The 14072-nt window shown below is 47.1% G+C and carries 14 protein-coding genes and 1 pseudogene; 10 read left to right on the forward strand and 5 right to left on the reverse strand.

The window, feature by feature from the left end:
* Positions 1-25 precede the first annotated feature (25 nt).
* The 4 genes from WA279_RS13610 to WA279_RS13625 all read left to right on the forward strand — a co-directional run bounded on the left by WA279_RS13610 (position 26) and on the right by WA279_RS13625 (position 4003).
* Positions 26-982 carry an ABC transporter permease gene (locus WA279_RS13610; protein ID WP_015482931.1) on the forward strand — a complete coding sequence of 319 codons (957 nt, stop codon included), beginning with the start codon at positions 26-28 and terminating at the stop codon, positions 980-982.
* Between the two features lie 14 nt (positions 983-996).
* Positions 997-1884, forward strand: a complete 888-nt coding sequence (locus WA279_RS13615; RefSeq protein WP_003242715.1) for a carbohydrate ABC transporter permease — start codon at positions 997-999, stop codon at positions 1882-1884.
* An 8-nt stretch (positions 1885-1892) separates the two neighbouring features.
* Complete coding sequence (gene lplD, locus WA279_RS13620) at positions 1893-3233, forward strand: alpha-galacturonidase LplD (protein WP_336155643.1); 1341 nt, start codon at positions 1893-1895, stop codon at positions 3231-3233.
* 74 nt (positions 3234-3307) lie between these two features.
* On the forward strand, positions 3308-4003 hold the full coding sequence (locus WA279_RS13625) for a DUF421 domain-containing protein (RefSeq protein ID WP_015383052.1): 696 nt from the start codon (positions 3308-3310) through the stop codon (positions 4001-4003).
* A gap of 36 nt (positions 4004-4039) precedes the next feature.
* Here WA279_RS13625 and hmoA read toward each other — a convergent pair whose 3' ends face one another.
* The 3 genes from hmoA to WA279_RS13640 form a co-directional block, all read right to left on the reverse strand.
* Positions 4040-4366, reverse strand: a complete 327-nt coding sequence (gene hmoA, locus WA279_RS13630; protein ID WP_336155645.1) for a heme-degrading oxygenase HmoA — start codon at positions 4364-4366, stop codon at positions 4040-4042.
* Between the two features lie 103 nt (positions 4367-4469).
* A complete protein-coding gene (locus WA279_RS13635) occupies positions 4470-4832 on the reverse strand; it encodes a VOC family protein (protein ID WP_003233803.1) in 363 nt (120 codons plus the stop codon).
* Between the two features lie 91 nt (positions 4833-4923).
* The gene (locus tag WA279_RS13640) at positions 4924-5460 is read right to left on the reverse strand and encodes a hypothetical protein (RefSeq protein ID WP_336155647.1); all 537 of its coding nucleotides are present in this window, start codon (positions 5458-5460) and stop codon (positions 4924-4926) included.
* A gap of 197 nt (positions 5461-5657) precedes the next feature.
* Here WA279_RS13640 and WA279_RS13645 point away from each other — a divergent pair, with 197 nt between their 5' ends.
* The 4 genes and pseudogenes from WA279_RS13645 to WA279_RS13660 all read left to right on the forward strand — a co-directional run.
* Complete coding sequence (locus WA279_RS13645; RefSeq protein WP_032722991.1) at positions 5658-6530, forward strand: STAS domain-containing protein; 873 nt, start codon at positions 5658-5660, stop codon at positions 6528-6530.
* Between the two features lie 154 nt (positions 6531-6684).
* Positions 6685-6852 carry a YezD family protein gene (locus WA279_RS13650; protein ID WP_251188053.1) on the forward strand — a complete coding sequence of 56 codons (168 nt, stop codon included), beginning with the start codon at positions 6685-6687 and terminating at the stop codon, positions 6850-6852.
* Between the two features lie 109 nt (positions 6853-6961).
* Complete coding sequence (locus tag WA279_RS13655) at positions 6962-7606, forward strand: Bax inhibitor-1/YccA family protein (RefSeq protein ID WP_003244397.1); 645 nt, start codon at positions 6962-6964, stop codon at positions 7604-7606.
* A gap of 64 nt (positions 7607-7670) precedes the next feature.
* Positions 7671-7822: pseudogene (locus WA279_RS13660) on the forward strand (DMT family transporter); the annotation flags it as partial.
* Between the two features lie 23 nt (positions 7823-7845).
* Here the strand turns inward: WA279_RS13660 and yetL are convergent.
* Positions 7846-8349 (reverse strand): transcriptional regulator YetL, encoded by a 504-nt coding sequence (yetL, locus tag WA279_RS13665; RefSeq protein WP_336155653.1) that lies wholly within the window; start codon positions 8347-8349, stop codon positions 7846-7848.
* Positions 8350-8511: 162 nt separating this feature from the next.
* Between yetL and WA279_RS13670 the strand changes: the two genes are divergently transcribed.
* Positions 8512-9621: an FAD-dependent oxidoreductase gene (locus WA279_RS13670; RefSeq protein ID WP_336155655.1), complete on the forward strand. Its 1110-nt coding sequence runs from the start codon at positions 8512-8514 to the stop codon at positions 9619-9621.
* 34 nt (positions 9622-9655) lie between these two features.
* Here WA279_RS13670 and WA279_RS13675 read toward each other — a convergent pair whose 3' ends face one another.
* Positions 9656-10726, reverse strand: a complete 1071-nt coding sequence (locus tag WA279_RS13675; RefSeq protein WP_003233793.1) for a DUF3900 domain-containing protein — start codon at positions 10724-10726, stop codon at positions 9656-9658.
* Between the two features lie 149 nt (positions 10727-10875).
* Between WA279_RS13675 and cypD the strand changes: the two genes are divergently transcribed.
* Positions 10876-14061, forward strand: coding sequence for a bifunctional P-450/NADPH--P450 reductase (gene cypD / locus WA279_RS13680; protein WP_336155658.1), 3186 nt, complete (start codon positions 10876-10878; stop codon positions 14059-14061).
* Positions 14062-14072: the final 11 nt, after the last annotated feature.

The following is a 14072-nucleotide window of genomic DNA, read 5'->3' on the forward strand; positions in this document are numbered from 1 at the left end:
CCGGTAACACGAAAGGAGAACAGATATGGAAACAGTGCCGAAGAAGGGAGATTCACCTGTTCTCACCGCTGGAAAAGGCATCAGCTGGATGGCTGCGCTCAAACGGGACAAATGGCTTTATCTTCTTCTTATTCCCGGTCTGCTTTATTTTTTGATTTTTAAATACTTGCCGATGTGGGGCGTGCTGATCGCTTTTAAAGACTATTCGCCATATCTTGGCTTCTGGAAAAGCGAATGGGTCGGTTTTGATTATTTCAAAGACTTTTTTATGAATCCGGATTTTTTCCGGCTGCTGCGCAACACCCTCATGCTGGCGAGCCTGGATCTTTTGTTTGCCTTTCCCGCGCCTCTCATTTTAGCCCTGCTTTTGAATGAGGTAAGAAAGGCCGCGTATAAAAGATGTATCCAAACCTTCATTTACGTACCCCATTTTGTATCATGGACAATTGTGGTCAGCATCACCTTCGTTTTCTTTACTGTCGATACAGGTGTGATCAACAAAATGATCATGAGCCTGACAGGTGAGCAGATTTCTTTCTTGTCGGATGCAGACTGGTTCCGGCCGATGATTGTGATGCAAAGCATTTGGAAGGAAACAGGCTGGGGAACGATTCTATTTTTGGCAGCGCTCGCTACGGTTGATCAAGAGCAGTATGAAGCGGCCATCATGGACGGAGCGGGGCGGTTCAGGAGAATGTGGCATATTACGCTGCCGGCGATTAGAAGCACAATTATCGTTTTGTTGATTTTAAGAATCGGCAGCTTTTTGAATCTTGGCTTTGAACAGGTGTATTTGATGACGAACTCGCTCAACCGCAGTGTGGCTGACATCTTCGACACGTATGTGTACATGATGGGGATTACCCAAGGGGCGTATAGCTACAGCACGGCGGTCGGTTTGTTTAAATCAGTTGTCGGGATTATCTTGATTTTTGGCGCCAATTACATTGCAAAAAAGTTTGATCAGGAAGGATTGTTTTAGAGGAGGGGAGAGGTATGGCTGAAATTCACACGATGCACAACACCAAAGCCGGACGGGTGTTTGACGTCTGCAACATTCTGTTTCTCGGCGGTGTCGGCGCGATTACCATTTTGCCGTTTTTATATATTATCGCCGGTTCCTTTGCGACAGAAGCGGAACTCGCCCAGCGGAGCTTCTTTATTTTCCCGAAAACCTTTACACTTGATGCTTACAAGTATGTGTTTTCGACACCGACGTTCCTTCGAAGCATGGGTGTGTCCATCTTCATCACGGTGGTCGGGACGGCTGTACAGCTGTTTTTCACCTTCACGATGGCGTATCCGCTGGCGAAGCGGCATGTGAAGGGACGGAATCTGCTGTTGAATCTGGTGATTTTCTCCATGCTGTTTTCAGGCGGCATGATTCCGACGTACCTTGTCGTAAAATCACTTGGCCTTTTGGATACGTATTGGGCATTGATTCTGCCGATGGCGATTAATCCGTTCAACCTTATTATTATCAAAAACTTCTTTCAGCAGCTGCCGCGTGAGCTGGAGGAATCAGCAAAAATTGACGGCTGTTCCGAAATCGGTGTCTTCTGGCGGATCGCCCTGCCACTGTCAAAGCCAGTTATTGCGACCTTTGCGCTGTTTTATGCGGTCGGGATTTGGAATGATTTCTTCCACGCTCTCTTATATATCAATGACAGTGCAAAATGGCCGCTGCAAATGGTGCTTCGCCAAGTCACGATTTTATCGGATTTAACGGCGACCAATGGCGATACGATGCAAAATGCCGTTCCGCCGGAGCAGGGAATTAAACTCGCTGTCATTGTCATTGCAACGCTGCCGATTTTGGCGGTCTATCCATTTTTACAAAAACACTTTGCAAAGGGAATGCTGATCGGTTCGGTGAAAGGCTGAGAAAGGGAGTGTTTCATATCAGTACATTAGATCAGATTAAGATTGCCTATATCGGCGGGGGGTCCCAAGGCTGGGCCAGAAGCCTGATGAGTGATTTGTCGATTGATGAACGGATGTCAGGCACGGTGGCGCTCTATGATCTTGATTTTGAAGCCGCTCAGAAAAATGAAGTGATCGGCAATCACAGCGGGAACGGCAGATGGAGATATGAGGCTGTTTCTACTTTGAAAAAGGCGTTATCAGCCGCTGATATCGTTATTATTTCCATTTTGCCGGGATCACTGGATGATATGGAAGTCGATGTCCACTTGCCTGAGCGCTGCGGTATTTATCAGTCTGTAGGTGATACTGTCGGGCCTGGAGGGATCATCAGAGGCTTGCGTGCTGTGCCGATATTTGCAGAAATTGCCCGGGCAATAAGAGACTACGCACCTGAATCATGGGTCATTAATTATACAAACCCGATGTCTGTCTGTACAAGGGTGCTGTATAAAGTGTTTCCCGGAATCAAAGCGATTGGCTGCTGCCACGAGGTATTCGGGACGCAAAAGCTATTGGCGGAAATGGTCACGGAAAGGCTGGGGATAGAGGTGCCGCGGCGTGAGGATATCCGCGTTAATGTGCTCGGCATTAACCATTTTACATGGATCACAAAAGCCTCTTACCGCCATATTGACCTGCTGCCTATATTCCGTGAATTCAGCGCGCACTATGGGGAATCAGGATATGAGCTGGAGGGGGAAAGCTGGAGGGACAGCGTCTTTTGTTCGGCACACCGTGTTGCGTTTAATTTATTTGAAACGTATGGCGCCATCCCTGCTGCAGGAGACAGGCATCTGGCAGAGTTTCTTCCCGGCCCATACCTCAAACAGCCTGAAGTATGGAAATTTCATCTCACACCTATATCATTCAGAAAACAAGACAGAGCTGAGAAACGACAAGAAACAGAACGGTTGATCGTGCAACAACGGGGCGTTGCTGAGAAAGCTTCGGGAGAAGAAGGCGTGAACATCATAGCGGCTCTTCTCGGATTGGGTGAACTCGTCACAAATGTAAATATGCCGAATCAAGGCCAGGTCTCAAACCTTCCTATACAAGCTATTGTCGAAACAAACGCATTCATCACAATGAACGGTGTCCAGCCGATTTTTTCCGGAGCGCTTCCGAAAGGGGTGGAAATGCTGGCGGCTAGGCATATATCCAATCAAGAGGCAGTGTCGGAAGCAGGTCTAACAAAGGATACTGGCCTCGCGTTTCAAGCTTTCCTCAATGACCCGCTTGTCAGGATTGACCGCAGTGATGCAGAGCAGCTTTTCAATGACATGCTCCAATGCACCATGCAACGTTGAGCGGAGCTTTTCCGGTTTAGAAAAGAAACCATTGACCATACTGATAGTATAATCAAGAAGTAGGTGCTATCAATATGGGAGATTATTTAAGTGTTGCGGTAGAATTGGTCTGCGGTTTAGGCATTTTATTTATTATCTTAAAGCTTCTCGGGAAAACCCAATTTTCTCAAATTACGCCGTTTGACTTTATTTCTGCTTTAATTTTAGGAGAATTGGTCGGAAATGCCGTCTACGATCATGATATCAAAATCAAAGAAATCATTTTTGCTTCGCTGCTGTGGGGCGTGCTGATTTATGTTATTGAATTTATCACGCAAAAAATGAAATCATCGCGAAAGTTCTTGGAGGGTGAGCCGAATATCGTCATCCGCAAAGGAGAGCTTCAATATAAAGTAATGAAGAAAAATAAGATAGACATTAACCAGCTGCAAAGCCTATTGAGGCAAGCGGGGAGTTTTTCGATCCAAGAAGTGGAATATGCGATTCTTGAAACAAACGGGATGGTCAGCGTGCTCCCCAAATCCGACTTTGACAAACCGACAAATAAGGATTTGCAGATTCCTTCGAAGTCTGTTTCCCTGCCGATCACTTTAATCATAGATGGAGAGGTTGTCCGGGATAATTTGAAGGAAGCAGGTGTGGATGAACAGTGGCTGAAGCAAGAATTGAAAAAGAAGAACATTGATAAGACGGAGGACGTGTTATTTGCAGAATGGCATAAAAATAAGCCGCTGTATACCGTAACATACGAACAAAGCAGATCAACATGACTCTTAGAAAAAAGCTTGCAGCAAGGCGCAAGCTTTTTATTGATTGTATGTCCCTTGTTTGACAGCACGTACATGGTACATGCTCACTTCAGTGCTGATCAGATAGTCAGGCTTTGGTTTGCCTTTGTTTGCTTTATGGCCGGCGATATGCGCATCGCTTTTTTCCCATTGCTTCCAGTGATCCTCTGATTCCCAGCGAATCATGACAACAACTTCTTCATCACCGCGGCGTACATTTTTCTCAAGCACTGTCACATCAAATAAACCTTCTTGTTTTTCAATGATTCCTTCAGCGCTGAAACGTTCTATGACTTTATCTGCAAAGCCTTCTTTAACCGTCATTTTTCTCAACTGTACAAACATTTGTCTCACTCCAATCATTCTCACATATGAATAATTGTAAATGAAATTCATTCTCAATGTCAAAGAAAGCGCAGGACGGAATCGAACCGCCGTGCGCAACAGTTTATTCTTTTAATAAAAACACATTTCCGTCTTCGTCCTTAAATTGAACGAAGGTGCCCCACTCCATTTGATTGGGCTCACCGAGAAATTCTACACCGTTTGTCTTCATTTTCTCGTATGTACCAAAGATGTCTTCGCATTCAAACACAATAGAAGCCTTCATTTGCTCTGAGCCTTTCATCATGGCTTTCGGGTAAATGACTAAACGAGTCTCGGCCCCTTTTGGCGCAACCTCCAGCCAGCTTGCTTCAGGTCCCATTGGGTGGTCCGCTGCAATATCAAAGCCTACCTTCTCTGTCCAAAATTGCTTCGCTTTCTGCTGGTCCTCGACATATACAGCAACAGTGCCAATTTGTTTGATCATAGGGAAACCTCCAAGTTGAAAAGATAATAATACTATAACCTGTTTACAGCCGAAGTAACATAAAAAAATCAGCCGGGAAACCGGCTGATTATTAAAATGAGCAGCTTACAACATCGATGTGATTTGTGTCTAAGGCGAAATAAACCCAGCGGCGCCGTGAGGAATCCCAATAAAAGCCGCCGACGGATCTTCTGCCAAGGATGATCGGGTAAAACCAAAATGAGCGGCCATTGGTTAACCAAACATAGGTAAATCGGAAAAGGCAAGGACGAATGGTGATGGGTTCAACTAACAAAACGGCTCCTTGAGAACCCTGCGGTTTTGGGGGTTTCGCTGGTATTTGGGAAGGAGGAGGTCCCTGCGGGGCACCGCCGAAGCCTGGGCTGGCACCGCTGCCAATACCAGGACCGGAGCCGCCGCCAAAGCCTGGAACAGCGCCACCGCCAATACCAGGGCCGGAGCCGCCGCCAAAGCCTGGAACAGCACCGCCGCCAATGCCAGGGCCGCCGCCAGAGCCCGGAACAGCGCCGCTGCCAATGCCAGGCCATGGATATCGGTATTCATATTCAAAAGCAGGCCAAGGCTCATAAAAATGCCCCGCAAACATATAAGGATCAACATAATACATGTGATAACGTCCTTTCTCATTGTAAACTGTACATTGCAGTTTATGCGGGCGGACTCTTATTGGTGCATTCGCCTAAGGATATGAAGCAGGAATGCTCTCAGAGAGCAGAATCATTTGATTTTTCTCTAGTCTTATTCACAATTCCGATTTATCATTTTATAATGAAAGTGCTTCTATTACGAAAAAGGAGACAGACCGTGAATATCGATCAATTATTATATCAATATATCATAGACAACACTGCGGATATTACTGAGAAATGGTTCAGTTTGCGTTGCCAGCTAAAAGGCGAGCTATATTCCGCCAGCCATTTAAGTGAAGAAACGAAAACACTTTTAACCGAGCAGCATACATTTACCAATATAACAATCGCAAGCGCATTTCTGGAGGATCAAACCGATTTTCAAGAAAACATGACAAAATGGGCGCAAAACGTTGCGAAAAACAGGGTAGAGCAGGATGTTCAAGTTCATGAGGTCGTAGAAGCCATATCCAATTCAAGAATCTCATTCTGGGACGCAGTCGCCACATTTATAAAAGAGAATCAGGAGATTGTGACAAATGAGGATGCAGACCGATGGAACCGCATTGTGAATCAGTCGTTCGATAAGCTGATTATTGAATTCTCCGAGCAGTACCAAAAATTCATGCTGATGAGGCTCACATCTCAGCAGGAATTGATCTCAGAGCTTGGCTGCCCGGTCATTTCCATTGCCGATGGAATCGGGATATTGCCGCTTATCGGCTCAATTGATACAAAACGGGCACAGGTCATTTTAGAAACAGTGCCGGTCCGCTGTGTCGAGAGAAAAATCACAAGCCTCGTCGTTGATCTTTCGGGTGTTCCGATTGTGGATACCATGGTGGCTCAGCAATTGTACAACCTGTCTAAAACGCTTTTCTTATTAGGCGTCAAAGCCGTATTTTCAGGGATTCGCCCGGATGTGGCCCAAACATCGATTCAATTGGGGCTTGATTTTAGTGAATATGAAACGTACGGCACGCTGAAGCAGGCATTAGAAAACATGGGTGTCCGCTGTATTGTTGAGGAATTGGAAGAAAACAAATAGGAAGTTTCCAGGCATATGATTGTCCGTCACCGGGTGATCATATGCCTTTTTGATTTGAACAGAAATCACCATTGATTTATCGAAAAAAACATAATATTATAATTCTTATAAGAATACTGTGAATTAAAACCTATTCAACAGGGGGGAAGGTCTTTTGGTTTCAAAATCAACGATTGATCCGGAAGTGATTGAAAAAATCATCAGCTCGCTGGAAACACTCCATTTCGGCACCGTTCAGATTACGGTTCATGATTCTCAGATTACCCAAATTGAGAAAATAGAAAAGCACCGTTTTTCGCTGAAAAGGAAAGAATCAAAATGATAATGTAAAGGGCGTTTGTTTTCATTAAATTCTCCTTAAAACATATACATATTTCATCCAATTTTTATATAATAGACCTTTAAGATCATTTTTTAGGAGGATTTTTGACATGCAAGCTACGGTTCACGAGAGTAAGCAATCGATCATGCAACGCATTTTGACAGTCTTTGTCTTCACATTGCTGATCGCGACTGTCGGCCTTTTTATCGGCCAATTTGTTCCTGTCGCTTTGATGCTGCCGCTTTCTATTCTTGAAGTGGCGATGATTATTCTGGCCTTCTGGATGCGCAGAAGAAAAGCGGTCGGGTATGCGTTTGTATATACATTCGCGTTCGTTTCCGGCATTACCTTATTTCCGATCGTCAGCCATTACGCTTCCATCGCCGGCGCCTATGTCGTGCTTGAAGCCTTTGGCTCTACATTTGTCATTTTTGCCGTCTTGGGCACAATCGGCGCAAAAATGAAGAAGGATTTATCCTTCCTGTGGTCATTTCTGCTGGTTGCGGTGCTCGCCCTCGCAGTGGTAGGGATTTTCAACATTTTCAGCCCGTTAAACTCAGCGGCGATGATGGCGTATTCCGTGATCGGAACCATCGTCTTTTCCCTTTACATTTTGTATGATTTGAACCAAATCAAACACCGCCACATTACGGAAGACTTGATTCCCGTTATGGCATTATCGCTGTATCTTGACTTTATCAACTTATTCATCAACCTGCTCCGCTTCTTCGGCATTTTGAGCAGTGATGATTAATGAAAAAGCGCCTGTCATTGGATAGGCGTTTTTTGCTATACATAAAAAAGGCAGGTGGAGTCGTGCGTCTGTCATGTTGTCAGGCGTGCATTGAAGGAGCCGTTTGAGCTTGTGCATTTGATTGGCATTACATGTGTCATCGGCGGCATATTTGTTACGGTCATAAAGAAAAAACAGCCGGATGCGTATCCGGCTTCAGAAGAAAAGACGCTTTAGCCTGTCCTGGTCGGACGGGTTTTTTAGTCTTTAAATACGCTCAGCCTTTCAAAAAGATCACCAAGCATCTTTACGAACATGTCTTTTTCCTCGTTGCTGTAGTTTTCCATGACCGCTGAGATTTTGCTGAAATGGCCGGGCAGAAATTCCTCAAGGCGTGCTTTGCCTTCCGTTGTCAGTTCAATGCTGATTTTTCGTTTATCCTCTGTGTGATACCTGCGGCTGACAAAACCGTCTCTCACCAGCCCGTTCAGCAGACCTGTAATCGTCGCTTTCGTGACGTTTGACTGCTTGGCAAGCTCTGTCGGACTTAACCTATGATCCTTGGCATCAAAGAGCAGCATCAGGATTTTGAATTTTCCTTCTGATAGCCCTCGGCCAGCAAAGTAATGCTCCATCACATGATTCATTTTTTTTGAAATATCAAAAAGAGATAAAAACAATTCAAGAGAGCCGGCGTCAATATTGGCATACGTTTCGGCGTGCTCTGTTATATGCTTATATTTCGGTAAATGTTTTAATTCCATCGCAAGTAGCTCCCGTACATTCGTTGTGACACGATTATAAAGGAGGGAAAACCATAACGCAACTTGGCTTGGAGATGATTGACAGCTTTTCTTGGGACATAGTAAGGTAATATAGTTAGGTGCCTAACTAATACATATAGAGCTGAAAAGGTGGTTATTTATATGAAACATATGTTAATAGCAGGAGGCGGAATCGGCGGCTTGTCAGCGGCCATTTCTCTCCGTAAGGCAGGGTTTTTCGTCACCTTATGTGAAGCGGCTTCAGAAAACCGAAAAACAGGTGCGGGGATTCTTCAGCCGCAAAACGCACTCGCGGTGTTGAAAGAACTGGGCGTATTCGAAGAGTGCTGTAAGCACGGCTTTCAAACAGAATGGTTTAAAACGTTTGATGAACAGGGGGATTTGCTGTTTCAAGTCAGTGAATCCTTTTTAGACGATTCACTTCCGGGACGCAATAATATCCTGCGCAAAACGTTAAATGACATTCTCCTGAAGCATGCCGAGGCGGCGGGTGTAGACATCAAGTTGGGGAAAAAGGTTGTTGCTTATGAAGAAACAGCTGAATCGGTCACTGCCGTATGTGAAGATGGAGAAAAGATGCAGGCTGACATTCTGGCGGGCTTTGACGGCATTCACTCCGTTGTTCGCGATATAATGCTGCAAAAGGAGACGGAAAAAGAGCATCTCGGCATGGGAGCGTGGCGCTTTTATATCGAACTTCCTGATTACACATTCGAGGACGCAACATTCATGTATAGAAGCGGAGACACACAAATCGGGGTGGTGCCATTGGCAGAACACGCTGGCTATGTCTTCGTCCTCCAGCCTTGCACGAGCGATTACTGGGATGAGGAAGATACCCGGTTTGATAGAGTAAAAGAGATTCTTTCTGGTTTTCGGGGGCTGGATTTTGTCACAAAGCACATGTCAAAACAGCATCCTGTCATCTTTAACAAACTGGAGCAGGTCGCCGTGCAGGAGCCATGGCATAAAGGCCGCGTTGTCATCGGAGGAGACGCCGCCCACGCCGGCGCGCCGACCCTGGCGCAAGGAGCGGCAATGGCGATCGAGGATGCCATCGTCCTCGCCGAAGAACTCCAAAACCACGCCGACCACGAAACAGCATTACAGGCGTACTACAAAAGAAGGGCCCCACGAGCGCTCAAAGTTCAGAACCTATCCTCAGAAATCGTCCGCCGCGGGCTAACAGAAGAGCCGGCAACGGAAGAGCTGATCGGGGAGTGCTATGCGGTGTTGAGGGAAGGGTATTAAATAGGAAAAGTCCAGAAAGTGATTTCTGGACTTTTTAGTCTTGCTCTGTTTTATTCCTTATCCGCTCAATCACCTCATGCAGCCCCTCAGGCTTATAAAACTCCACCGGCGAACTGCCCTTTTCAAACGAAATGGTCTCGGCTTCAATCAGCGCGACATAGCGCCCGTTTACTTTTGCGAGATGAATGGAGTCGCCAAAATCCGCTAGCAATCCCTTAATCTCTGTTTCTCCGACTTTCATTTTCAGTTGGGCCTCTGGCGTGTGCTCGATGATTTGGGCGGAGGCTTCGATGACTTGATGGGTGTCGAGGCGCTCTTGGATTTCCCGCTTTTCGCTTGCTTCCCAAATTTCAATGTCGTGCTCGAACTGCTTGAGCTCTTCGCTGTTGTCTTCAAATGTCTCGTAGACGTGCTCCTGCACCATGTTCATGACCTGATTTTTCATGATTTCCGGCATCGATTCGCCGTACTCGACGAATTTCAGAAAGTCCTCAAAATAGCGGGCGTGCGAGGCCTGATGGATTTTTAGCTCACCTTCTTCGACCATTCCTTCCTCTGGCATGTACGGGTATTGGATGCTTTTCATGTTTTTTGTCGTGATCGCCATTTCGACTTTTTTAATGAGAGAAGACGCGTCAGAGATGCGGGCGACCTTCGGCTCAAAGTCACATTTCATAATAAAGACAAATGACTCGTCAAAGTATTTTCTCGGTACGGCCGAAGCGACGAGAAACACGCCGCCGCGAACCGCGCTTGTGTCAAGGTACGTGCGGACGAACTGCTCGCTCAGCTCATTGAAGTCTTCTTTTGTTTCCGCCAGACGCGCGCGGTTGAACATGTTGTAGTTTGGGTTAGAATCGAGCTCGTGGCCGGGCTCGACGATAAAATGGCCGATTTTCGTCGGGACCTGCTCGGACTGCGGATGGCGGTCTGCTTTCCGTTTGACGATTTTTTTCAGTTCCCCGTCGAGAAAGTCCTTTAGCTCGCTTTCTTCAAATTCGCCCGTATCAAGGGTCTGGAAGTGCTTGAACTGCTTGTTCGCCTGCTCATCTTTGCCTTCCACCTGTATGACATAAAAGGATAAAAACCGAATTTCAAAATCCATATATAAACTCACCTTATTCGCGTATTGTACAGCTTCTCAAGTATAGAAAAAACAGCAATCATGCGTCAATTGGGAGAACGGAATAATCATGACCATGAAAGGGAAATGTAGTCAAATAGAAGGCATCTCATACGGAAAGGAATGGTTCGATGAAGGAAACAAGCCCGATTCCTCAGCCGAAGACGTTTGGGCCGCTCGGCAATTTGCCTTTAATCGATAAAGACAAGCCGACGCTTTCGCTGATCAAACTGGCGGAAGAACAGGGCCCGATTTTTCAAATCCATACACCCGCGGGCACGACCATTTTAGTGTCCGGCCACGAATTGGTGAAAGAGGTTTGTGATGAAGAACGGTTTGATAAAAGCATTGAAGGCGCCTTGGAAAAGGTTCGCGCGTTTTCCGGTGACGGATTGTTTACGAGCTGGACGCATGAGCCTAACTGGAGAAAAGCGCACAACATTCTGATGCCGACGTTCAGCCAGCGGGCCATGAAGGACTATCATGAGAAAATGGTCGATATCGCTGTTCAGCTCATTCAAAAATGGGCAAGGCTCAACCCGAATGAAGCAGTCGATGTCCCGGGAGATATGACCCGGCTGACGCTCGACACCATTGGGCTATGCGGGTTTAACTACCGCTTTAACAGTTACTACAGAGAAACGCCCCACCCGTTTATCAACAGTATGGTGCGGGCGCTTGATGAAGCGATGCATCAAATGCAGCGGCTTGATGTTCAAGATAAGCTTATGGTCAGAACAAAGCGGCAATTCCGCCATGATATCCAAACGATGTTTTCGTTAGTCGACAGCATTATTGCAGAGCGCAGATCGAATGGAGACCAGGGTGAAAAAGATTTGCTCGCCCGCATGCTGAATGTGGAAGATCCGGAAACGGGTGAAAAGCTCGACGACGAAAATATCCGTTTTCAGATCATCACGTTTTTGATTGCCGGCCATGAAACAACGAGCGGCCTGCTTTCCTTTGCGACCTACTTTTTATTGAAGCACCCTGACAAACTGAAAAAGGCGTATGAAGAGGTCGATCGGGTGCTGACGGATGCAGCGCCGACCTATAAACAAGTGGTGGAGCTTACATACATACGGATGATTTTAAATGAATCACTGCGCTTATGGCCGACAGCTCCGGCTTTCAGCCTTTATCCAAAAGAAGACACAGTCATTGGGGGGAAATTCCCGATCACGACGAAAGACAGAATTTCTGTGCTGATTCCGCAGCTTCATCGTGATCGAGACGCTTGGGGAAAGGACGCCGAGGAATTCCGGCCGGAACGGTTCAAGCATCAGGACCAAGTGCCTCATCATGCGTACAAACCATTCGGAAATGGACAACGGGCCTGTATCGGCATGCAGTTTGCCCTTCATGAAGCCACACTTGTGTTAGGCATGATTCTAAAATATTTCACGCTGATTGATCATGAGAATTATGAGCTTGATATCAAACAAACCTTAACACTTAAGCCGGGCGATTTTCACATCAGGGTTCAAAGCCGTCATCAGGAAGCCATTCATGCGGACGTTCAGGCAGTTGAAAAAGCCGCGTCTGATGAGCAAAAGGAGAAAACGGAAGGAAAGGGCGCATCGGTCATCGGTCTTAACAACCGCCCGCTTCTCGTGCTGTACGGCTCAGATACCGGCACTGCAGAAGGCGTCGCCCGGGAGCTTGCTGATACTGCCAGTCTTCACGGCGTAAGGACAGAGACAGCACCTCTGAACGACCGGATTGGAAAGCTGCCTAAAGAGGGAGCGGTTGTCATTGTGACCTCGTCTTATAATGGAAAACCGCCAAGCAATGCCGGACAGTTCGTGCAGTGGCTTCAAGAAATCAAACCGGGTGAGCTTGAGGGCGTCCATTACGCGGTATTTGGCTGCGGCGACCACAACTGGGCGAGCACGTATCAATACGTGCCGAGATTCATTGATGAGCAGCTTGCAGAGAAAGGCGCGACTCGGTTTTCTGCGCGCGGGGAAGGTGATGTCAGCGGTGATTTTGAAGGGCAGCTTGACGAATGGAAAAAAAGCATGTGGGCGGACGCCATTAAGGCATTCGGACTTGAGCTTAATGAAAACGCTGATAAGGAACGAAGCACGCTGAGCCTTCAGTTTGTAAGAGGGCTGGGCGAGTCTCCGCTGGCTAGATCGTACGAAGCCTCTCACGCATCCATTGCCGAAAATCGTGAACTCCAGTCCGCAGACAGCGACCGCAGCACTCGCCATATCGAAATTGCATTGCCGCCGGATGTTGAATATCAAGAGGGCGACCATCTTGGCGTATTGCCAAAAAACAGCCAAACCAATGTCAGCCGGATTCTCCACAGATTCGGCCTGAAGGGAACCGACCAAGTGACATTGTCGGCAAGCGGCCACAGTGCGGGGCATCTGCCATTGGGCCGGCCTGTCAGCCTGCATGATCTTCTCAGCTACAGCGTCGAGGTGCAGGAAGCAGCCACAAGAGCGCAAATACGTGAACTGGCGGCATTTACAGTGTGTCCGCCGCATAGGCGTGAATTAGAAGAATTGTCAGCAGAGGGTGTTTATCAGAAGCAAATATTGAAAAAACGAATTTCCATGCTGGATCTGCTTGAAAAGTATGAAGCGTGCGACATGCCGTTTGAACGATTTTTAGAGCTTTTACGGCCGTTAAAACCGAGATATTATTCGATTTCAAGCTCTCCAAGAGTGAATCCGCGGCAAGCATCAATCACAGTCGGTGTCGTGCGCGGCCCTGCGTGGAGCGGCCGTGGCGAATACAGGGGCGTGGCTTCAAATGATTTAGCTGAGCGCCAAGCCGGTGATGATCTCGTGATGTTTGTCCGCACACCGGAATCCCGGTTTCAGCTTCCAGAAGACCCTGAAACGCCAATCATTATGGTCGGACCTGGCACGGGAGTCGCGCCATTCCGCGGTTTCCTTCAAGCCCGCGAAGTTTTAAAGCGGGAGGGGAAAACGCTCGGTGAAGCTCATCTCTATTTTGGATGCAGAAACGATCGTGATTTTATATACCGCGATGAGCTTGAGCAGTTTGAAAAAGACGGAATTGTCACTGTCCACACAGCCTTTTCCCGCAAAGAAGGCATGCCGAAAACGTATGTCCAGCATGTCATGGCTGACCATGCAGAAACGTTAATATCGATCCTTGACCGCGGAGGCAGGCTTTATGTATGTGGTGACGGCAGCAAAATGGCCCCGGATGTGGAGGCGGCATTGCAAAAGGCGTATCAGTCTGTTCATGGCACCGGGGAGCAAGAAGCGCAAAACTGGCTGAGACATCTGCAGGATACCGGTATGTACGCTAAGGATGTCTGGGCAGGGATATAGATAAAGAAGAC

The sequence above is a fragment of the Bacillus sp. 204(2023) genome (assembly GCF_037027505.1).
Taxonomy (GTDB): domain Bacteria; phylum Bacillota; class Bacilli; order Bacillales; family Bacillaceae; genus Bacillus; species Bacillus subtilis.

Coding starts and splice junctions, on each gene's coding strand:
- WA279_RS13610 (WP_015482931.1), top strand. CDS start 26: ATGGAAACAGTGCCGAAGAAGGGAGATTCACCTGTTCTCACCGCTGGA.
- WA279_RS13615 (WP_003242715.1), top strand. CDS start 997: ATGGCTGAAATTCACACGATGCACAACACCAAAGCCGGACGGGTGTTT.
- WA279_RS13625 (WP_015383052.1), top strand. CDS start 3,308: ATGGGAGATTATTTAAGTGTTGCGGTAGAATTGGTCTGCGGTTTAGGC.
- hmoA (WP_336155645.1), bottom strand. CDS start 4,366: ATGTTTGTACAGTTGAGAAAAATGACGGTTAAAGAAGGCTTTGCAGAT.
- WA279_RS13635 (WP_003233803.1), bottom strand. CDS start 4,832: ATGATCAAACAAATTGGCACTGTTGCTGTATATGTCGAGGACCAGCAG.
- WA279_RS13640 (WP_336155647.1), bottom strand. CDS start 5,460: ATGTATTATGTTGATCCTTATATGTTTGCGGGGCATTTTTATGAGCCT.
- WA279_RS13655 (WP_003244397.1), top strand. CDS start 6,962: ATGCAAGCTACGGTTCACGAGAGTAAGCAATCGATCATGCAACGCATT.
- yetL (WP_336155653.1), bottom strand. CDS start 8,349: ATGGAATTAAAACATTTACCGAAATATAAGCATATAACAGAGCACGCC.
- WA279_RS13670 (WP_336155655.1), top strand. CDS start 8,512: ATGAAACATATGTTAATAGCAGGAGGCGGAATCGGCGGCTTGTCAGCG.
- WA279_RS13675 (WP_003233793.1), bottom strand. CDS start 10,726: ATGGATTTTGAAATTCGGTTTTTATCCTTTTATGTCATACAGGTGGAA.
- cypD (WP_336155658.1), top strand. CDS start 10,876: ATGAAGGAAACAAGCCCGATTCCTCAGCCGAAGACGTTTGGGCCGCTC.